Raw genomic sequence first — 19,762 nt, 5'->3', positions numbered from 1 at the left:
CAAGCTGGCCCCCTTCAATTTGCCGGGATTGCCCATGTCGGGGAAAAAGCTGCTTGCCGCCTTCACCCTTCTGCTCTGTGCCGCCGGGCTGTGGTGGGCGTATGACAATTTCCAGCGCCAGTACCTGCGCCCGTTCGACAACCAGACTGCTCTGTTCAGCGGCGACCAGTTGCGCCTGCCGCCAGAACTCGCCGGCCCCGGCCCGATTCGCCTGGTGCACTTCTGGGACCCGGCCTGCCCGTGCAATGTCGGCAACCAGCAGCATCTCGGTGAACTGATCGAGCACTACGCGCCGCAGGGTGTGTCCTTCCACGTGGTGCAAAAGCCCGGCACCCACGGCCAGCTTCCCGTCAACCTCTCCTCACTTAAGCCCATCGCCCGCCTGCCCGGCGCCGAGCACCTGCCGGCCAGCCCGGCCGTGGCGATCTGGGACCGGGACGGCAACCTCGCCTACTTCGGGCCCTACAGCGAAGGGGCAACGTGCAATGCCAGCAACAGCTTCATCGAGCCGATCCTGCAGGCGCTGACCCAAGGGCGGCCGGTACAGGTGACGCAGACGATGGCGGTGGGCTGTTATTGCCCTTGGAGCGACTGAAAACAGCGGAAATTTCGTCAATCACGCCAATAACTATCTACATCCAGCCGGAGGATCGCGTTCCGTAGGTTTCGCGCATACAGCAAAGGAGAGCTTGTATGCCGAAACAGACAACCGTCGAATTACCCGCGCAGTCCGTCCACGCTACCCGGGATCGACACTCTCTGCGCCCTTCCCCGACCTGGAGTGGAACATTCGACCACCGGGTCTACACCTCGCACGTGCAGGCAGGCGTTCTGGTCTTCGAGATCCTCGAACAGGCGCACGCGGACAAGAAAGCCATCGACCAGCAACACGCGGCCGATGAGAAGTCGCTGAAAGCGAACCTGGATACCCAGGTTCAGCAACTCGCGGGCAACCTGGACAACCTGCTGCAACATGAGGTGCTGGACCGCCAGTCCGCCGCCACCCAGCAGTTGTTGCTGCAGAAGTCCGCCGCGTTACCCGCCTTGCAGCAAACCGCCCTGCAGTTCTTCGGTGAATCACCGCTTGCCAAAAGCGCCGTCGACTATGTCCATGCGCTGTCGCGCCCCCATGGCTTCGCCGATCCCAGGAAGACCTGGCTCGACTCCTACCGGGCCGCCAACGAAGCGAAACTGCTTACCGGTGCCATCGACTATCTGAACGTAAGAACCAAGGCGCTGACCGTCGCCAGGAAGTTCGCCGCAAACGAAGTCAAGCAGGCGCAAAGGCTCGAAAAGAGCATTCGCACCGTAGATATGCTGCTAGCCCAGATGGACCTGGCAACGCAGGAGCACCAGGTCAGCACAGGCCGCTTGCAAGAACATCTGGAGGCACTCTCCGACCAGAGGTTCGAGACACTGGCACAAGAGCACGCACCGCTGCATGCCAAGGCTCTGGAAGACGAGCTGGCGCAGTTGCTGCAAGTGCACAAGGCCAACAACACGGCGTTCTACGACCGCAATAAATACCCGATTCAACTCTCGGCTCAGAGCAAGGTGCTGGAAACCAGCATAAGGTTTGCCCCCTCCCGCAACACCCCGCCCGTCAGCCTCCCACAGGGTCCGCGTCGCTTTCTCGATCAGTGATCCGGCCGGGTACGCGCCCGCGCCGGATTGCCCATCACTGTCACTCCCGCCGGCACATCCCGGCTCACCACGCTCCCCGCCCCGATGATCGCGTTATCTCCCACCGTCACCCCCGGCAGGATGATCGCCCCGCCACCAATCCATACGTTGCAACCAATCCTCACCGGCTTGCCACTCTCCAGCCCGCTACGCCTGACCACCGGATCCCGCGGATGATCCGCCGCATAGATCTGCACCGCCGGCCCGATCTGGCAGTCGTCGCCGATGCTCACCGTGCAGATGTCGAGGATCACACAGTTGAAGTTCATGAACACATTAGCGCCCAGCTCGATGTTGTAGCCGTAGTCGCAATAGAACGGCGGCCGGATCACCGCACCACTGCCGACCTTGGCGAAGTGCTCGACCAGCAGGCCATGGCGCTGCTCGTTGAGCAGGTCGGCGGAGTCGTTGTAGCGCTGCATCCAGTGCTTGTTGGCGATTTGCTCGGCCTGCAACTCCGGGCAGGTGGCGCGGTACAACTGGCCGGTAAGCATCTTCTGTTTCTCGCTAAGGTCCATTGGCCATCACTCCTGGCTGATCTATCGGCTGGCAAAGTCTATCCTCTGTCCGATCATGTCCGCTGGCAGAAAGATCCCACGCAAGGAGCTTCGATGAAACGCCGTCTCACCCTTCTCGCCGTTGCCATCGCCGTCGCGGCAGCCGGCGGTGGTTACCTGTACGTGCAGGGCAAGCAGCCGCAGCGCAATGGCGAGCTGGCCCTGGCGAAGCTGCAGGCGCCGGTCAGCGTACGCTATGACGAGCGCGGCGTGCCGCATATCCAGGCGCAGAACGAGACCGACCTGTATCGCGCCCTGGGCTACGTGCATGCCCAGGACCGCCTGTTCCAGATGGAGATTACCCGGCGCCTGGCCCGCGGCGAACTGGCCGAGGTGCTGGGGCCGAAGATGGTTGCCACCGACACGCTATTCCGCAGCCTGCGCATCGGCGAGCAGGCACAAGCCATGGTCGACCGCCAGGACAAACAGTCTCCGGCCTGGAAAGCCCTCCAGGCCTACCTCGACGGCGTCAACGCCTGGCAGGACAGCCATCCGAAACCGATGGAGTTCGACGCCCTGGGCATCACCCCGCGCCCCTTCACCGCCCAGGACACCCTGAGCATCGCCGGCTTCATGGCCTACAGCTTCGCCGCCGCGTTCCGCACCGAACCGCTGCTGACCTTCGTCCGCGACCATCTCGGCGAGCAATACCTGAAGGTCTTCGACCTCGACTGGCATCCCGACGGCGTGCTGCAACGCGCACCCGCGCTGGCGGATGCCGACTGGAAATCCTTGGGGCAACTCGCCCAGGTCAGCCAGCAGGCCTTCGGCGAAGCCGGCCTGCCACAGTTCGAGGGCAGCAACGCCTGGGCAGTCAGCGGCAGTCGCACCCGCAGCGGCAAGCCGTTGTTGGCGGGCGACCCGCATATCCGCTTCTCGGTGCCGTCGGTGTGGTACGAGGCCGAACTGTCGGCGCCGGGTTTCCACCTGTATGGCTATCACCAGGCGCTCAACCCGTTCGCGTCCCTCGGGCACAACCGTGAATTCGGCTGGAGCCTGACCATGTTCCAGAATGACGACGTCGACCTGATCGCCGAGAAGGTCAACCCGGACAACCCGGACCAGGTCATGGTCCATGGCCAATGGCAGCCACTGACCCGCAGCGAGCAGACGATCAAGGTCAAGGGCGAGGCGGACCAGACCGTTACCCTGCTGCGCTCGCCCCACGGCCCGATCGTCAACAAGGTGCTGGGCCAGGACGCCGGGCCGACGCCGATCGCCATGTGGTGGGCCTTCCTCGAAAGCCCGAATCCGATCCTCGACGGTTTCTACGAGATCAACCGCGCCAGCAGCCTGGACGCCATGCGCAGCGCGGTGCAGAAAGTCCAGGCGCCCGGCCTCAACTTCGTCTGGGCCAACGCCCGTGGCGATATCGGCTGGTGGGCAGCGGCGGCCTTGCCGATACGCCCCGATGGGGTGAACCCGGCGTTCATTCTTGACGGCAGCACGGGCCAGGCGGACAAGTCCGGCTTCTACCCCTTCAGCGTCAACCCGCAGTCGGAGAACCCGGCCAACGGCTATATCATCTCGGCCAACTTCCAGCCACAGTCACCCATGGGCGTGGCGATTCCCGGCTACTACAACCTGCCGGACCGCGGTCGCCAGCTCGACCGGCAACTGGCCGACGACCAGGTCAAATGGGATCTGCAGAACAGCCAGGCGCTGCAGCTCGGCACCACCACCGACTATGGCCCGCGCACCCTCGGCCCGCTGCTGCCAGTGCTGCGCCAGGTAGTACAGGACCAGCAGGGTCGCGAGCTGGTGGAGCAACTGGCGGCCTGGCGCGGCGACTATCCGCTGGATTCGGTCAGCGCCACGCTGTTCAATCAGTTCCTCTACGAACTGGCCTTCGCTGCGATGCACGACGAGCTGGGCGATGCCTGGTTCCAGGCGCTGATCTCCACCCGAGTGATAGACGACGCCCTGCCGCGCCTGGCTGCCGATGCGGATTCGCCGTGGTGGGACAGCCAGGGCAGCAGCGAACGCGGCAGCCGTACGGCGGTGGTCAAGCAGGCTTGGGAGCGCACCCTGTCGCACCTGGGCGAGGCTCTGGGCAAGGATCCATCGGGCTGGCAGTGGGGCAAGGCGCATACCCTGACCCACGGACATCCGCTGGGCATGCAGAAGCCGTTGGACAAGCTGTTCAATGTCGGGCCGTTCGCAGCGCCGGGGACCCATGAGGTGCCGAACAACCTGTCGGCGAAGATCGGCCCGGCGCCATGGCCGGTGACTTATGGGCCATCGACAAGGCGGCTGATCGATTTCGCCGATGCAGGGACAGCGTTGAGCATCAATCCGGTTGGGCAAAGTGGGGTGTTGTTCGACAGGCACTATTCGGATCAGGCGAAGCCGTATGTCGAGGGGAAATACCAGAGGGCGTGGTTGGGGTTGGCGGGGGAGACCGAGGGGACGTTGCGGCTGGTGCCTGCCAAGTAGCCTTGGGTTGGTCTTGAGGGCCTCATCGCGGGCAACGCCCGCTCCCACAGGTTTTGTGTACACCACGGACCTAGTGGGAGCGGGCGTTGCCCGCGATGGGGCCGGCAGCCACACCAAAGAAAACGGGCCGGGTGGAAATCCACCCGGCCCGTTTCATCTTGCCGTCCGGTCAGGCCTGGGCAGCCGCAGGACGCCGCACTTCCGGCTGTTTCCAGCCATCCGCTGCAGCTTCCTCGATCGCCTGCTGGATCGCGCGCTTGCGGCGCTCCTCTGCACGGCGGCTGAAGTACCAGACGAAGAAGGTCGCCAGCGACACTGCCAGCAGGATCAGGCTGGCCACCGCGTTGATCTCCGGCTTCACGCCCAGACGCACGGCGGAGAACACCTCCATCGGCAGGGTGGTCGAACCCGGGCCGGACACGAAGCTCGCCAGCACCAGGTCATCCAGCGACAGGGCGAAGGACATCATGCCGCCCGCCGCCAGCGACGGCGCGATCATCGGAATGGTGATCAGGAAGAACACCTTCCACGGCCGCGCGCCAAGATCCATGGCCGCCTCTTCGATGGACAGATCCAGCTCGCGCAGGCGGGCCGACACCACCACCGCCACATAGGCGGCGCAGAACGTGGTGTGGGCGATCCAGATAGTGACGATGCCACGCTCCTGCGGCCAGCCGATCATCTGCGCCATCGCCACGAACAACAGCAATAGCGACAGACCGGTGATCACTTCAGGCATTACCAGCGGCGCGGTGACCAAGCCACCGAACAGGGTGCGGCCCTTGAAGCGGGTGACCCGGGTCAGGACGAACGCTGCCAGGGTTCCCAGCGCCACCGCAGCGACCGCGGTGTAGCAGGCGATCTCCAGCGAGCGCATCACCGAACCCATCAGTTGGGTGTTGTCCAGCAGGCCGACGTACCATTTCACCGACCAGCCGCCCCATACCGTCACCAGCTTTGAGGCGTTGAACGAGTAGATCACCAGGATCAGCATCGGCAGGTAGATGAACAACAGGCCGAGGACCAGCATTACATTGGAAAATCCGACGCGTTTCATGCCCGGCCCTCCATCTCTTTCGCCTGGCTGCGGTTGAACAGCAGGATCGGCACGATCAGGATCGCCAGCATCACTACTGCCAGGGCCGAGGCCACCGGCCAGTCGCGGTTGTTGAAGAACTCCTGCCAGAGGACCTTACCGATCATCAGGGTCTCAGGACCGCCAAGCAGCTCAGGAATCACGAACTCGCCCACCACCGGGATGAACACCAGCATGCAGCCGGCGATGATGCCGTTCTTGGACAGCGGCACGGTGATCTTCCAGAAGCTGTTGAAGCGGCTCGAACCCAGGTCCGACGCAGCTTCCAGCAGGCTCGGGTCATGCTTCACGAGGTTGGCGAACAGCGGCAGGATCATGAATGGCAGGTACGAATAGACCACGCCGATGTACACCGCCAGGTTGGTGTTGAGGATCTGCAATGGCTGGTCGATCACGCCCAGCCATTGCAGGAAGGCGTTGAGCAGGCCGTTGTTGCTGAGGATGCCCATCCAGGCGTAGACGCGGATCAGGATCGCGGTCCAGGTCGGCATCATGATCAGCAGCAGCAGGACGGTCTGGATGTCCTTGCGTGCGTTGGCGATGGCGTAGGCCATCGGATAGCCGATCAGCAGGCACAGCAGGGTGCTGAAGAAGGCCATCTTCAGCGAGCCCAGGTAGGCCGAGATGTACAGCTCGTCCTGGGTCAACAGGCCGTAGTTGGCCAGGTTGAGCACGACCTGGATCTTGTCCTCGACGTAGCTATAGATCTCGGTGTACGGCGGGATCGCCACGTCCGCTTCGGCGAAGCTGATCTTCAGAACGATGAAGAACGGCAGCATGAAGAACAGGAACAGCCACAGGAACGGGATGCCGATAACGACATGCCGGCCCTCCGGCGTCACGCGGTTGAGCGCTCGCTTGAGCTTGCGCATGTTCATGACCGCAGTACCACGCCGCTGTCGTCTTCCCACCAGACGTAGACTTCATCGCCCCAGGTCGGACGCGAACCCTGACGTTCGGCGTTGGCGACAAAGGACTGGACGATCTTGCCGCTCGGCAGCTCGACGTAGAACACCGAGTGGCCGCCCAGGTAAGCAATGTCGTGGACCTTGCCGCGTGACCAGTTGTATTCGCAGGTCGGCTGCTGCGAGGTGACCAGCAGTTTTTCCGGGCGCAAGGCGTAGGTGATCGACTTGTCTTCCACCGAGGTAGTGACACCGTGGCCGACGTAGATGTTGCGCTCGAGCTCAGGGCTGGCGATGCGGGCATAGCCCTCGGCGTCGTCTACCACTTCACCGTCGAACAGGTTGACGTTGCCGATGAATTCGCAGACCAGGCGGCTGGTCGGGGTCTCGTAGACGTCGATCGGGCTGCCGATCTGGGCGATCCAGCCCAGGTGCATGATGGCGATGCGCTGGGCCATGGTCATGGCCTCTTCCTGGTCGTGAGTCACCATTACGCAGGTCACGCCCACGCGCTCGATGATTTCCACCAGTTCCAGCTGCATCTGCGAGCGGAGTTTCTTGTCCAGCGCGCCCATCGGCTCGTCGAGCAGCAGCAACTTGGGACGCTTGGCCAGGGAGCGGGCCAGGGCCACGCGCTGACGCTGGCCGCCGGAAAGCTGGTGCGGCTTGCGCTTGGCGTACTGGGTCATGTGCACCAGCTTGAGCATCTCGGTCACCCGGGCCTCGATTTCGGCCTTGGGCATCCTGTCCTGCTGCAGGCCGAAGGCGATGTTCTGCGCCACGGTCATGTGCGGGAACAGCGCGTAGGACTGGAACATCATGTTGATCGGCCGCTCGTAGGGCGGCATGTCGGTGATGTCGACGCCATCGAGGAAAATGCGCCCTTCGGTCGGACGCTCGAAGCCCGCCAGCATGCGCAGCAGGGTCGATTTACCCGAGCCGGAGCCGCCGAGCAGGGCGAAGATCTCGCCCTTCTTGATTTCGAGGGAGACATCGTCCACCGCGACGGTTTCGTCGAACTTCTTCGTGACCCGATCGATCTTGACCAGCACCTGCTTGGGTTGCTGGTCGCCTTCGAGGGCTTTCTTATAGGCGCCGGAGGCAACTGCCATTTGTGAAACTCCCAACAGAATGTTCTGCACCCGCCCCTGCCGTGGCGGGTCCGGATTTTTTATTTACCCGTCTTGACCGAGGTCCAGGTACGGGTCATCAAACGCTGCACTTTGGGCGGTAACTCGGAATTGACGTAAAGCTTGTCGATCACATCCTGCGATGGGTAAACCGCAGGATCCTTCCGTACATCCTGGTCCATCAGGTCGCCAGCCTTGGGGTTCGGGTTGGCGTAACCAACGTAATCGCTGACCTGGGCGATAACCGCAGGTTCAAGCAGATAGTTGATGAAGGCATGGGCCTCCTTGGCGTTCTTGGCATCCTTGGGGATGGCCAGCATGTCGAACCAGAGGTTGCCTCCCTCCTTGGGAATCACATAGGCCACGTCCACGCCTTTGCCGGCTTCCTCGGCACGGGCCTTGGCCTGGAACACATCGCCGGAGAAGCCGGCGGCCACGCAGATGTCGCCGTTGGCCAGGTCGGAGATGTACTTGGACGAGTGGAAATAGGTCACGTAGGGGCGAATGGCGAGGAGTTTGTCCTCGGCCTTCTTGTAGTCCTTCGGATCCTGGCTGTTGGGGTCGAGTCCCAGGTAGTTGAGCATCGCCGGCAGCATTTCGTCCGCCGAATCGAGGAAGGCGACACCGCAACTGGAGAGCTTCTTGATGTTCTCCGGCTCGAACAGCACGGCCCAGGAATCGATCTTGTCGGTGCCGAGCACCGCCTTGACCTTCTCGACGTTGTAGCCGATGCCATTGGTACCCCACAGGTACGGCACTGCGTACTGGTTGCCCGGGTCGTTGCGCTCCAGGCGCTTGAGCAGGGCGGGGTCGAGGTTGTTCCAGTTCGGCAGCTGGGCGCGGTCGAGCTTCTGGAACGCACCGGCCTTGATCTGCTTGCCGAGGAAATGGTTGGACGGCACTACCACGTCATAGCCGGTGCGACCGGCCAGGAGTTTGCCTTCCAGGGTTTCGTTGGAGTCGAAAACGTCATACAGCGGCTTGATGCCGGTGGACTTCTCGAAGTCCGCGAGGGTGGTCTGGCCGATGTAGTCCGACCAGTTGTAAATGTGCACCGTGGGCGCCGCTTGGACGCTGCAAGCCAGCGTCAGACCCGCTCCAGCCATGACGGCCTTGCGAAATACGGAAATAGACAAGTGGGAGGTCCTCTACATTAGTGCCCGTGTGGCGTGCGGCAGAAATGACTGCCGGATCACCGAACCGGCGCGCAACTTACCTTCGATACACCCTTGCAGCAAAAAAATTTTATGTTTCAGCCGTCAAGGACGCGGCTTTCGCCGCGCCCCGAGGCGTGAGTCGGCTTACTTGCCCGACTTGATCTTGGTCCAGCTACGGGTGATCAGGCGCAGGGTCTGTGGATCCTGGTCGCTGATTGCGTACAGTTGCTTTTTCACTTCGGCAGACGGGTAGATGCTCGGATCGCCGGAGATGTCCTTGTCCACCAGCGGCGTGGCAGCCTTGTTGCCGTTCGGGAAACGCACGGCGTTGGTGATCTCGGCCATGATTTCCGGCTGCATCAGGAAGTCCATCCACTTGTAGGCGGCGTCGACGTTCTCGGCGTCCTTCGGAATGGCGACCATGTCATAGAAGGTACCGGCACCTTCTTTCGGAATGACGTAGTCCAGTTTCACCTTGTCGCCAGCTTCGTGGGCACGGGCCTTGGACTGCTCCAGATCACCCGAGTAACCCACGGCCACGCAGATGTTGCCGTTGGCAAGGTCGGAGATGTACTTGGACGAGTGGAAGTAGGCGATCGACGGACGAACCTTGAGGAACAGGTCTTCGGCGGCCTTCAGATCGTTCTTGTCCTTGCTCGCGGTCGGCTTGCCCAGGTAGTGCAGCGCGGCCGGGATCATCTCGGTCGGAGCATCGAGGAAGCTCACGCCGCAGCTCTTGAGCTTGGCGATGTTCTCCGGCTTGAACACCACGTCCCACGAGTCGATCTTGTCCACACCCAGCGCGGCCTTGACCTTCTCCGGGTTGTAGCCGATGCCGATGGAACCCCACATGTACGGGAAGGCATGCTTGTTGCCCGGGTCGCTGGCGTCGCCGACGGCCTTGAGCAGGTCTTCGTCGAGGTTCTTCCAGTTAGGCAGCTTGGACTTGTCCAGTTCCTGGTAGACGCCAGCCTTGATCTGCTTGGCCAGGAAGTTGTTGGACGGCACGACCACGTCGTAGCCGGACTTGCCCGCCAGCAGTTTGGCTTCCAGGGTTTCGTTGCTGTCGAAGACGTCGTAGACGACCTTGATGCCGGTCTGTTTCTCGAACTTGGCAACGGTCTCCGGGGCGATGTAGTCGGACCAGTTGTAGACGTGGAGAACCTTGTCGTCCGCGTGAACAGCACTAGCCACCATCCCGACCAGGGATGCGGCCAACAGCGTCTTGCCGATTTTCTTCATGCGTAATGCTCCAGAATTTTTATAAAGCCATCTGTTCAGCGGCCGGCCTGTCTGCGCCGCGACTGAAACAGTCGCTAGTCTGGCAAGATCCAAGGCGCTCTTTCAACGCCTTGGCATGCCGCAAAGCCACCATGCCAGCCTAGCAGGTGCTCAGCTCAGCGCTTCGAGCGTCAGATCCAGGCATTTCCGCGCCTTTTCCACCAGTTCGTCGATCTCGTCGCGGGTGATCACCAGCGGCGGCGCGATGATCATGGTATCGCCGACCGCGCGCATGATCAGGCCGTTGTCGAAGCAGAACTGACGGCAGATCATGCCGACCGCCTTGCCTTCGTAACGGCTGCGGGTGGCCTTGTCCTTGACCAGTTCGATCGCGCCGAGCATGCCCAAACCGCGGACCTCACCCACTAGCGGGTGGTCGTTCAGCTCGCGCAGACGCTTTTGCAAATAAGGTGCCGTTTCCTCGCGAACGCGCTCGACGATCTTCTCGTCGCGCAGGATCCGCAGGTTTTCCAGGCCCACCGCAGCCGCCACCGGGTGGCCGGAATAGGTGAAGCCGTGGTTGAAGTCGCCGCCTTCGCCGAGCACCCGGGCCACTTCGTCACGAACGATCACGCCGCCCATGGGGATGTAACCGGAGGTCAGGCCCTTGGCGATGGTCATCAGGTCGGGCTTGAGGCCGTAGTAGTCGGAGCCGAACCACTCGCCAGTCCGGCCGAAGCCGCAGATCACTTCGTCGGCGACGAAAAGGATGTCGTGACGGGCAAGGATTTCCTTGATCTTCGGCCAGTAGCTGTCTGGCGGGATGATCACGCCACCGGCGCCCTGGATCGGCTCGGCAATGAAGGCGGCGACGTTATCCACACCGACTTCGAGGATCTTCTTCTCCAGTTGCTCGGCGGCCCAGATGCCGAATTCCTCGGGGCTCTTGTCACCGCCCTCGCCGAACCAGTAGGGCTGCGGGATGTGGACGATGCCCGGGATCGGCAAGTCGCCCTGCTCGTGCATGCCGGACATGCCACCCAGGCTGGCACCGGCCACGGTGGAGCCGTGGTAGCCGTTGACGCGGCCGATGATCACTTTCTTCTGCGGCTTGCCTTTGAGTGCCCAGTAGTGACGGACCATACGCAGCACGGTGTCGTTGCCTTCGGAGCCGGAACCGGTGAAGAACACATGGCTCATGCCCGCCGGAGCCACGTCGGAGATGGCCTTGGCCAGCTCCAGTGCCGGTGGGTGAGCGGTCTGGAAGAACAGGTTGTAGTACGGCAGCTCGCGCATCTGCTTGCTGGCCGCTTCGGCCAGTTCTTCACGCCCGTAACCGACCGCCACGCACCACAGGCCGGCCATGCCGTCGAGGATCTTGTGGCCTTCGCTGTCCCACAGGTGCACGCCCTGGGCCTTGGTAATGATCCGCGGGCCCTTCTCCTGCAACTGCTTGTAGTCGCTGAAGGGCGCCAGGTGATGATCACGACTCAGGTCCTGCCACTCGCGGGTTTGCGGGTTCTTGACGCTCATGTGCTTCTCCGATTGCTGGCGGCCGCGCTCCTGCGGCCCCGGGGTTATCAGACCGCGAACAGCAGGAACTCACGTTCCCAGGAGCTGATCACGCGCTTGAAGTTTTCATGCTCGGCGCGTTTGGTCGCGACGTAGCCGGCAATGAATTTCTTGCCCAGATAGGCCTCCAGCGCACGGCAGTTCTCCATGCGTTCCAAGGCATCCTCGATGGTCAGCGGCAGGCGCAGGTTGCGCCGCTCGTAACCACGACCCTGGACCGGTGCGCTGGCATTCACGCCCTCGACCATACCGATGTAGCCGCACAGCAGGCTGGCGGCGATCGCCAGGTACGGGTTGGCATCGGCGCCGGGCAGGCGGTTTTCCACACGGCGGTTCTGCGGACCGGCATCCGGTACGCGCAGGCCGACGGTGCGGTTTTCCTCGCCCCATTCCACGTTGACCGGCGCCGAGGTGTCGGGCAGGAAGCGGCGGAACGAGTTGACGTTGGGGGCAAACAGCGGCAGCACCTCGGGGATGAACTTCTGCAGTCCGCCGATGTGATAGAGGAACAGCTCGCTCATGCTGCCGTCTTCATTGGAGAAGATGTTCTTCCCGGTCTTCACGTCGATGATGCTCTGGTGCAGGTGCATGGCACTGCCTGGCTCACCGGTCATGGGCTTGGCCATGAAGGTGGCCGCAACATTGTGCTTGAGCGCGGCCTCACGCATGGTGCGCTTGAACACCAGGATCTGGTCGGCCAGGGACAGGGCATTGCCATGACGGAAGTTGATTTCCATCTGCGCGGTGCCGTCCTCGTGGATCAGCGTGTCGAGGTCCAGGTTCTGCAGCTCGCACCAGTCGTAGACGTCCTCGAACAGCGGGTCGAATTCGTTGGCGGCTTCGATGGAGAATGACTGGCGCCCGGTTTCCGGGCGGCCGGAGCGGCCGATCGGCGGCTGCAGCGGGAAGTCCGGGTCTTCGCAGCGCTTGGTCAGGTAGAACTCCATCTCCGGCGCCACGATCGGCTGCCATCCCTTGTCGGCATAGAGTTTCAGAACCTTCTTGAGCACGTTGCGCGGCGACAGCTCGACCGGGTTGCCCTTCTTGTCGTAGGTGTCGTGGATGACCTGGGCAGTCGGCTCGATGGCCCACGGCACGAGGAACACCGCGTTCTCGTCGGGGCGGCAGACCATGTCGATGTCGGCCGGGTCGAGCAGCTCGTAATAGATGTCGTCATCGACGTAGTCACCGGTCACGGTCTGCAGCAGAACGCTTTCGGGCAGACGCATGCCTTTTTCGGCGATGAACTTGTTGGTCGGCGAGATCTTGCCGCGGGTAATGCCGGTCAGGTCGCTGATCAGGCATTCGACTTCGGTGATCTTGTGCTCTTTCAGCCAATCGGTGAGCTGGTCGAGATTGCTGCTACTCATACATACCTCGGGAGGTAAACGCCTGGACGGTGGTCAGGAGGGCCATGACAGGCCTTCTCCAGCATTCTGTATGCCCCGACGAGGCAAAGCAAAAGCCGCGCGGGGAGAATGCGTCTCCGTCATCCGAGCGGATGCGGGGGAGCCGACTATAGTCATGAAAGGCAGTATGAGAGGGTGAATCTTTCGGGAACACGTCGCCTCGGCCGTCAACTATATTTGCCGGATTGAACGCTACGGGCAGGTAGCGATCGCTGCTCGCGAAAGTGGCGCTCGGGCCTGTCCACACGGGACGGCCGCTCTCGCCGTTGATCGGCAGGCGTAACATGTAACCCCCGGTATTATTGATGTTATGGGTTGCGACCGAGCTTAGCCTTGTTCATTTTTTTACACAACACCCCCGTAAAAAATAAAATACGGCTTTCTCGATTCCGCTTCTGGGCGACGAAAGCAGGCCTTGTCGATGCCCCCAATTGCAGCAAAAATGCCGCTACGGTGCCTTTTTAGGGCATCATGGGGCTTGCTTGACTTCACTCCGGCTTTCCGATTGACTGGGGTTGCAAGCCCCAATTGATTGATATTTTTAACAACAAAGGTGTTGCATCATGTCGGTACCCCCGCGTGCCGTTCAGCTTAACGAAGCGAACGCGTTCCTTAAGGAACATCCTGAGGTTCTCTACGTTGACCTTCTGATTGCAGATATGAATGGTGTGGTGCGTGGCAAGCGCATCGAGCGCACCAGCCTCCACAAGGTTTACGAGAAAGGCATCAACCTGCCCGCCTCCCTCTTCGCCCTGGATATCAACGGTTCCACCGTCGAAAGTACCGGCCTTGGCCTGGACATCGGCGACGCCGACCGGATCTGCTATCCGATCCCGGGCACCCTCTCCAACGAACCCTGGCAGAAGCGCCCGACTGCGCAACTGCTGATGACCATGCACGAGCTCGAAGGCGAGCCCTTCTTCGCCGACCCGCGGGAAGTCCTGCGCCAGGTGGTGAGCAAGTTCGACGAACTGGGCCTGACCATCTGCGCCGCGTTCGAACTGGAGTTCTACCTGATCGACCAGGAGAACGTGAACGGTCGCCCACAGCCGCCACGCTCGCCGATCTCCGGTAAACGCCCGCAATCGACGCAGGTCTACCTGATCGACGACCTCGACGAATACGTCGACTGCCTCCAGGACATCCTCGAAGGTGCCAAGGAGCAAGGCATCCCTGCCGACGCCATCGTCAAGGAAAGCGCCCCGGCGCAGTTCGAAGTGAACCTGCACCACGTCGCCGACCCGCTGCGCGCCTGCGATTACGCGGTACTGCTCAAGCGTCTGATCAAGAACATCGCCTACGACCATGAGATGGACACCACCTTCATGGCCAAGCCGTACCCGGGCCAGGCGGGCAATGGTCTGCACGTGCATATCTCGGTGCTGGACAAGGATGGCAAGAACATCTTCACCAGTGAGGATCCCGAGCAGAACGCCGCGCTGCGTCACGCGATCGGCGGTGTGCTCGAGACCCTGCCCGCTTCGATGGCGTTCCTCTGCCCGAACGTCAACTCGTATCGTCGTTTCGGTGCGCAGTTCTATGTGCCGAATGCACCGAGCTGGGGTCTGGACAACCGTACCGTGGCCCTGCGGGTCCCGACCGGTACCGCCGATGCGGTGCGCATCGAGCACCGCGTGGCCGGTGCCGACGCCAACCCGTACCTGCTGATGGCCGCCGTGCTGGCAGGCGTACATCACGGCCTGACCAACAAGATCGAGCCGAGCGAGCCTGTGGAAGGCAACGCCTACGAGCAGGTCGAGCAGAGCCTGCCGAACAACCTGCGCGACGCCCTGCGCGAGCTGGACGACAGCGAGATCCTCAACAAGTACATCGATCCGAAGTACATCGACATCTTCGTCGCGTGCAAGGAGAGTGAGCTGGAGGAGTTCGAGCACTCCATCTCGGACCTCGAGTACAACTGGTACCTGCATACCGTGTAACTGAAAACGCCGCCTGATATAGGCGGCGTTTCTTATGGCCTAAAGTCTTACAGCGCTTTTTCGAAGATCTTCGAGTTACGCTGGTAGTTGTACAGCGAAGCCCGCGCCGCCGGCAGCCGCTCCACGCCGCTCGGCACGAAGCCACGCTCACGGAACCAGTGCGCCGTCCGGGTCGTCAGCACGAAGAGCGTTTTCAAACCCATCTCCCGCGCCCGCTCCTCGATCCGCTCCAGCAGGTCATCTCCGCGCCCGCCGTGGCGATACTCCGGGTTCACCGCCAGGCAAGCCAGCTCCCCCGCATCCGAATCGGCAATCGGATACAGCGCTGCACAGGCAATGATGGTGCTCTCCCGCTCCACCACGCTGAACTGCTCAATTTCGCGCTCCAGTACCTCGCGGGACCGCCGCACCAGGATGCCCTGCTCTTCCAGCGGGCTGATCAGTTCCAGCAAGCCACCGACATCCTCGATCGCCGCCTCGCGCACCAGTTCGAACTGCTCCTGGGCCACCAGCGTACCGCCGCCGCCACGGGTGAACAGCTCGTTGAGCAGCGCGCCGTTTTCCACATAGCTGACAATATGACTGCGGGCCACACCGCCACGGATCGCCTCCGCCGCAGCATCCAGCAACTCCCCCTGGTAATCGGTGCCCAGGCGCTCCAGATGCGGCGCCACCTGCTGCGGGCGAATCTCCTTCACCAGCTTGCCGTTGGCATCCAGCAGCCCCGGCTCGGCGCCGAACAGCAGCAGCTTGTCCGCGCCCAGTTCGATGGCCGCGCGGGTGGCGACGTCTTCGCAGGCGAGGTTGAAGATCTCGCCGGTCGGCGAATAGCCCAGCGGCGACAGCAGCACGATAGAGCGCTCGTCCAGCAAGCGGCCGATGCCCTTGCGGTCGACCCGGCGTACTTCACCGGTGTGGTGGTAATCCACCCCCTCGACCACGCCGATCGGCCGCGCCGTGACCAGGTTGCCCGAGGCCACCCGCAGACGCGCGCCCTGCATCGGCGAATTGGCCATGTCCATCGACAGCCGCGCCTCGATGGCGATACGCAATTGCCCCACAGCGTCGATCACACACTCCAGGGTGGCCGCGTCGGTGATGCGCAGGCCGTGGTGGTAATGGGCGCTCAGGCCACGGGCGGCCAGACGGCTTTCGATCTGCGGACGGGAGCCGTGCACCAGAACGAGGCGAACCCCGAGGCTGTGCAGCAGCACCAGGTCGTGGACGATATTGCCGAAGTTGGGGTGTTCGACCCCATCTCCCGGGAGCATGACCACGAAGGTGCAGTCCCGGTGGGCATTGATATAGGGAGAAGCGTGACGCAGCCAGTTGACGTATTCGGGCATGACATGGGCCTGTAGGAATTAAAACAAGAACGGAACGGCACACAGCGCTCGAAGGGTTATCGTCGCAACAGGCAAGGCGTCACACGCGTTCTCCTCTGTCAGGAAAGGACTGATCTCAGGCAGGCCCGAGGCAGTAATGCTGGATCAGTTCACGCAACAGACGCACTGTAGGCGCCAGGCGTGACAGTTCAAGGTACTCGCCAGGCTGGTGCGCGCAGGCGATGTCACCGGGGCCGAGCACGATGGTCTCGCAACCCAGGCGCTGAAGATAAGGCGCTTCGGTGCCGAAGGCTACTGCTGCGGCCGTATGACCGGTAAGACGTTCGGCCAGTTGCACCAGTTCCGCATCCACGCTTTGTTCGAACGGCGGCACTTCGGGGAACAGCGGCGCGTAGTCGATACGTACCTGGTGCTGCTCGGCCAGCGGCGCCAGCTTGCTGCGGATCGCCGCGCGCAGCACCTCCGGGACCATGCCTGGCAGCGGCCGCAGGTCGAACTCCAGGGCGCACTGGCCGCAGATGCGGTTGGGGTTGTCGCCGCCGTGGATGCAACCGAAGTTCATGGTTGGTTGCGGTACGGTGAACTGGGCGTTGTTGTACTCGCGCTGCCACTGCCGGCGCAGGTCCATCAACTCGCCCATGACTTGGTGCATGGCTTCCAGGGCGCTGTGGCCCAGGGAAGGATCCGACGAATGGCCACTACGCCCGAGGATGTCGATGCGCTCCATCATCACCCCCTTGTGCAGGCGAATCGGCTTGAGCCCGGTCGGCTCGCCGATCACCGCCGCACGCCCCAGCGGCCGACCGGCCTCGGCCAGGGCACGGGCGCCGGACATTGAGCTCTCCTCGTCGCAGGTGGCCAGGATCAGCAATGGCTGCTTGAACGGTTGATCGAGCAAAGGCAGGACCGCCTCGATGATCAGCGGGAAGAAGCCCTTCATGTCGCACACGCCCAGACCGATCCAGCGGTCGCCGTCCTCGGTGAGGGTCAGCGGGTCGCTTTTCCACAACTGCGGATCGTACGGCACGGTGTCGCTGTGCCCGGCCAGCACCAGGCCGCCGGGGCCGCTGCCGAAGCTGGCGAGCAGGTTGAACTTGCCCGGGGTGACCTCTTGAATCTCGCAGGAGAAACCCAGGTCACCGAGCCAGGTGGCGAGCAGGTCGATCACCGCGCGATTGGACTGGTCCAGATCCGGTTGGGTACAACTGACCGAAGGCGCCGCGATCAGCGCGGCGAACTGGTCCTTGAGCGATGGCAACGACATGCGCGTTCTCCTGGAAACGAGGCCCATCATAGGGCCATCAGGTTGCATGAATAAACCGTCGGCGAGCGACTCCTGTACACTGCACGGCCAAGACGTACCCCGCCCTTCCAGCCTGGTTACCCGGCAATGAATAAAGAAACCGAAATCAAACTGCGCATCAGCCGCGAGACCCTCGCCGCGCTGCGCGAACACCCGTTGCTGAAAAAGCGCAACAAATCCGGCTGGCAGCAGCGCGAACTGCTCAACCAGTACTTCGACACCCCGGAACGCGATCTGTCCGCAGCCAAGGTCGCCCTGCGCCTGCGCCGTGACGGCGACGTGGTGATCCAGACCCTGAAGACCCGCGGCACCAGCGTCGCCGGTCTATCCGAGCGCAACGAGTTCCAGTGGGAGCTGCCCAAGGCCAAGCTCGACCTGAAGAAACTCGACGACACCTGCTGGCCGGTCGCCCTGGCCGAGCTGGACAAGAAGACCATCAAGCCGCTGTTCACCACCGATTTCGTTCGCGAGTACGCCGATATCGCCTGGGGTCGCGGCAAGTCCAAGGTGGTCATCGAGGCGGCCCTGGACCTGGGCACCGTCAGCGCCGGCAAGCAGAAGGAAGAAATCTGCGAACTAGAGCTGGAACTGCGCGAAGGTGAACCGGAAGCCCTGCTGGAGCTGGCCGCCGAACTGGCCGCGAGCCTGCCGTTGTTCCCTTGCGACATCAGCAAGGCCGAGCGCGGCTACCGCCTGCTCGACCCGACCAGCTACCACGTCAACCTGCCGGCCCCCGAGCTGAACGCGGAAATGTCGCTGGACGACGCCTTCGCCGCCATCGCCTGGCACCTGCTCGCCAGCAGCCAGCGCCTCGCCGAGCAGTTCCACCACACTGGCCACTGGCGCCTGCTGCAGGACTGGGTGCAGAACCTCGGCGAACTGCGCGCCCTGGCCAGCAGCCTCGGCCAGGCCGCACCGCGGGCTACCACCCGTGAACTGCGCAACGTCCTCGACGCCCTGCTGGAAGACTGGCGCACCCTGGTGCTGGCCGGCAACGACGACGAAGACGTGCGCCGCGCCGCCCCCGAGCAGTTCGCCGACGAGCTGCTGGACACCCGCTGGGGCCAGTTCTCCCTGGACACCTCGCGCTGGCTGCTGGCCCGCGGCTGGACCGTCGAGCGCAACAAGCGCGGCGAACGCCAGGGCGCGGCGCAGCTGGCCAACTGGCTGAGCGTGGAGTTGGGCGACGAAGCCAAGGCCCTGCAACTGCCGCTGTACCAGCAGCAGCCGGAAGACCTCGCCGAACAGCTGCCGCGCATCGAGCGCCTGCTGGCCTGGCTGCACTACGCGCGCAACGTGCTGGAAGTGCCGGAGCTGGATCGCCTGTACGGTGAGCTGGTCAAGCTGCAGCACCTGGCCAACCAGCCGATCAGCGACGAAGTCCTCGACGCCCGCGTGCACCAGGCCTTCGCCGTCTCGCAGTGCCGCGCCTGGAAACAGCTCGCGCGCAAGTGAGCCGGTTTGGGGCCGCTTCACGGACCTTGTGGGAGCGAACTTGCTCGCGAAGGGCCGCGAAGCGGCCCCAATGGGCTAACGCAGGACCGGCAGACTGGTAGTGGACTTGATCTCCGACAGTGCCACCGTCGAGTTCACCTCCTGAATCCCCGGCACCAGCGACAGCTTCTCGAAGAAAAACCGCTCATACGCCTCGATATCCGGGGTCACGATCCTCAGCAGAAAGTCCACCGCCCCCATCAGCACATAACACTCCAGCACTTCCGGAAAACCGCGGATCGCCTCGGTGAACTCGGCAAAGTTGGAGCGCCCGTGAGCGTTGAGCTTCACCTCGGCGAAGATCTGCGTGTTCAGGCCGATCTTCTTGCGGTCCAGCAAGGTCACTTGGGCGCGGATCACCCCTTCCTCCTTGAGCCGCTGAATCCGTCGCCAGCACGGCGACTGCGACAGGCCAACCTTCTCGGCAATCTGCGCGCTGGACAGCGAGGCATCCTCTTGCAGCAGGGCCAGAATGCGGCGGTCGTAGAGGTCCAGCTCGCTTTGCATGATTAT

The 19,762-nt window shown here is 62.8% G+C and carries 16 protein-coding genes; 5 read left to right on the top strand and 11 right to left on the bottom strand.

The features are described from left to right. The first annotated feature begins 34 nt into the window (after positions 1-34). On the top strand, positions 35-595 hold the full coding sequence (locus AC5QPF_RS01705) for a DUF6436 domain-containing protein (protein WP_494961741.1): 561 nt from the start codon (positions 35-37) through the stop codon (positions 593-595). Between the two features lie 98 nt (positions 596-693). Then, on the top strand, positions 694-1,644 hold the full coding sequence (locus tag AC5QPF_RS01700) for a hypothetical protein (protein WP_494961740.1): 951 nt from the start codon (positions 694-696) through the stop codon (positions 1,642-1,644). Here the strand turns inward: AC5QPF_RS01700 and AC5QPF_RS01695 are convergent. Beyond that, positions 1,638-2,201: a maltose acetyltransferase domain-containing protein gene (locus AC5QPF_RS01695; protein ID WP_494961739.1), complete on the bottom strand. Its 564-nt coding sequence runs from the start codon at positions 2,199-2,201 to the stop codon at positions 1,638-1,640. The genes AC5QPF_RS01700 and AC5QPF_RS01695 overlap by 7 nt on opposite strands. A gap of 93 nt (positions 2,202-2,294) precedes the next feature. Here AC5QPF_RS01695 and AC5QPF_RS01690 point away from each other — a divergent pair, with 93 nt between their 5' ends. Further along, positions 2,295-4,676, top strand: a complete 2,382-nt coding sequence (locus AC5QPF_RS01690) for a penicillin acylase family protein (protein ID WP_494961738.1) — start codon at positions 2,295-2,297, stop codon at positions 4,674-4,676. Positions 4,677-4,845: 169 nt separating this feature from the next. Here the strand turns inward: AC5QPF_RS01690 and AC5QPF_RS01685 are convergent, their stop codons facing one another. The 7 genes from AC5QPF_RS01685 to AC5QPF_RS01655 all read right to left on the bottom strand — a co-directional run bounded on the left by AC5QPF_RS01685 (position 4,846) and on the right by AC5QPF_RS01655 (position 13,127). Then, on the bottom strand, positions 4,846-5,733 hold the full coding sequence (locus AC5QPF_RS01685) for an ABC transporter permease subunit (RefSeq protein WP_494961737.1): 888 nt from the start codon (positions 5,731-5,733) through the stop codon (positions 4,846-4,848). Then, complete coding sequence (locus tag AC5QPF_RS01680) at positions 5,730-6,650, bottom strand: ABC transporter permease subunit (RefSeq protein ID WP_494961736.1); 921 nt, start codon at positions 6,648-6,650, stop codon at positions 5,730-5,732. The genes AC5QPF_RS01685 and AC5QPF_RS01680 overlap by 4 nt, the downstream gene beginning before the upstream one ends. Beyond that, a complete protein-coding gene (potA, locus tag AC5QPF_RS01675) occupies positions 6,647-7,789 on the bottom strand; it encodes a polyamine ABC transporter ATP-binding protein (protein WP_494961735.1) in 1,143 nt (380 codons plus the stop codon). Before potA ends, AC5QPF_RS01680 begins: the two co-directional genes overlap by 4 nt. A gap of 59 nt (positions 7,790-7,848) precedes the next feature. Next, positions 7,849-8,943, bottom strand: coding sequence for an extracellular solute-binding protein (locus AC5QPF_RS01670; RefSeq protein ID WP_494961734.1), 1,095 nt, complete (start codon positions 8,941-8,943; stop codon positions 7,849-7,851). Positions 8,944-9,108: 165 nt separating this feature from the next. Beyond that, positions 9,109-10,206, bottom strand: a complete 1,098-nt coding sequence (locus tag AC5QPF_RS01665) for an extracellular solute-binding protein (protein WP_494961733.1) — start codon at positions 10,204-10,206, stop codon at positions 9,109-9,111. Positions 10,207-10,356: 150 nt separating this feature from the next. Further along, positions 10,357-11,718: an aminotransferase gene (locus tag AC5QPF_RS01660; RefSeq protein ID WP_494961732.1), complete on the bottom strand. Its 1,362-nt coding sequence runs from the start codon at positions 11,716-11,718 to the stop codon at positions 10,357-10,359. Positions 11,719-11,765: 47 nt separating this feature from the next. Beyond that, on the bottom strand, positions 11,766-13,127 hold the full coding sequence (locus AC5QPF_RS01655; protein WP_494961731.1) for a glutamine synthetase family protein: 1,362 nt from the start codon (positions 13,125-13,127) through the stop codon (positions 11,766-11,768). A 602-nt stretch (positions 13,128-13,729) separates the two neighbouring features. Between AC5QPF_RS01655 and AC5QPF_RS01650 the strand changes: the two genes are divergently transcribed. Continuing rightward, positions 13,730-15,106, top strand: a complete 1,377-nt coding sequence (locus AC5QPF_RS01650; RefSeq protein ID WP_494961730.1) for a glutamine synthetase family protein — start codon at positions 13,730-13,732, stop codon at positions 15,104-15,106. 47 nt (positions 15,107-15,153) lie between these two features. Here the strand turns inward: AC5QPF_RS01650 and argA are convergent, their stop codons facing one another. Further along, a complete protein-coding gene (gene argA, locus AC5QPF_RS01645; RefSeq protein WP_458979964.1) occupies positions 15,154-16,452 on the bottom strand; it encodes an amino-acid N-acetyltransferase in 1,299 nt (432 codons plus the stop codon). 115 nt (positions 16,453-16,567) lie between these two features. After that, positions 16,568-17,716, bottom strand: a complete 1,149-nt coding sequence (gene argE, locus AC5QPF_RS01640; RefSeq protein WP_494961729.1) for an acetylornithine deacetylase — start codon at positions 17,714-17,716, stop codon at positions 16,568-16,570. A gap of 126 nt (positions 17,717-17,842) precedes the next feature. On the opposite strand from argE, the gene AC5QPF_RS01635 reads away from it, so the two are divergent. After that, on the top strand, positions 17,843-19,210 hold the full coding sequence (locus AC5QPF_RS01635; RefSeq protein ID WP_494961728.1) for a CYTH domain-containing protein: 1,368 nt from the start codon (positions 17,843-17,845) through the stop codon (positions 19,208-19,210). A 75-nt stretch (positions 19,211-19,285) separates the two neighbouring features. On the opposite strand, the gene AC5QPF_RS01630 is transcribed toward AC5QPF_RS01635, so the two are convergent. Continuing rightward, a complete protein-coding gene (locus AC5QPF_RS01630) occupies positions 19,286-19,756 on the bottom strand; it encodes an Lrp/AsnC ligand binding domain-containing protein (RefSeq protein ID WP_494961727.1) in 471 nt (156 codons plus the stop codon). Between the last annotated feature and the right edge of the window lie 6 nt (positions 19,757-19,762).

This window comes from Pseudomonas sp. Con_6 (assembly GCF_059379395.1).
This window is presented reverse-complemented; position numbering and strand designations above follow the sequence as displayed.

What these genes read in the sequence shown, in the direction of transcription:
- argE (WP_494961729.1), bottom strand. Translation starts at nt 17,716, where the DNA reads ATGTCGTTGCCATCGCTCAAGGACCAGTTCGCCGCGCTGATCGCGGCG.
- AC5QPF_RS01650 (WP_494961730.1), top strand. Translation starts at nt 13,730, where the DNA reads ATGTCGGTACCCCCGCGTGCCGTTCAGCTTAACGAAGCGAACGCGTTC.
- AC5QPF_RS01690 (WP_494961738.1), top strand. Translation starts at nt 2,295, where the DNA reads ATGAAACGCCGTCTCACCCTTCTCGCCGTTGCCATCGCCGTCGCGGCA.
- potA (WP_494961735.1), bottom strand. Translation starts at nt 7,789, where the DNA reads ATGGCAGTTGCCTCCGGCGCCTATAAGAAAGCCCTCGAAGGCGACCAG.
- AC5QPF_RS01655 (WP_494961731.1), bottom strand. Translation starts at nt 13,127, where the DNA reads ATGAGTAGCAGCAATCTCGACCAGCTCACCGATTGGCTGAAAGAGCAC.
- AC5QPF_RS01705 (WP_494961741.1), top strand. Translation starts at nt 35, where the DNA reads ATGTCGGGGAAAAAGCTGCTTGCCGCCTTCACCCTTCTGCTCTGTGCC.
- AC5QPF_RS01700 (WP_494961740.1), top strand. Translation starts at nt 694, where the DNA reads ATGCCGAAACAGACAACCGTCGAATTACCCGCGCAGTCCGTCCACGCT.
- AC5QPF_RS01665 (WP_494961733.1), bottom strand. Translation starts at nt 10,206, where the DNA reads ATGAAGAAAATCGGCAAGACGCTGTTGGCCGCATCCCTGGTCGGGATG.
- AC5QPF_RS01685 (WP_494961737.1), bottom strand. Translation starts at nt 5,733, where the DNA reads ATGAAACGCGTCGGATTTTCCAATGTAATGCTGGTCCTCGGCCTGTTG.
- AC5QPF_RS01695 (WP_494961739.1), bottom strand. Translation starts at nt 2,201, where the DNA reads ATGGACCTTAGCGAGAAACAGAAGATGCTTACCGGCCAGTTGTACCGC.
- argA (WP_458979964.1), bottom strand. Translation starts at nt 16,452, where the DNA reads ATGCCCGAATACGTCAACTGGCTGCGTCACGCTTCTCCCTATATCAAT.
- AC5QPF_RS01635 (WP_494961728.1), top strand. Translation starts at nt 17,843, where the DNA reads ATGAATAAAGAAACCGAAATCAAACTGCGCATCAGCCGCGAGACCCTC.
- AC5QPF_RS01680 (WP_494961736.1), bottom strand. Translation starts at nt 6,650, where the DNA reads ATGAACATGCGCAAGCTCAAGCGAGCGCTCAACCGCGTGACGCCGGAG.
- AC5QPF_RS01630 (WP_494961727.1), bottom strand. Translation starts at nt 19,756, where the DNA reads ATGCAAAGCGAGCTGGACCTCTACGACCGCCGCATTCTGGCCCTGCTG.
- AC5QPF_RS01660 (WP_494961732.1), bottom strand. Translation starts at nt 11,718, where the DNA reads ATGAGCGTCAAGAACCCGCAAACCCGCGAGTGGCAGGACCTGAGTCGT.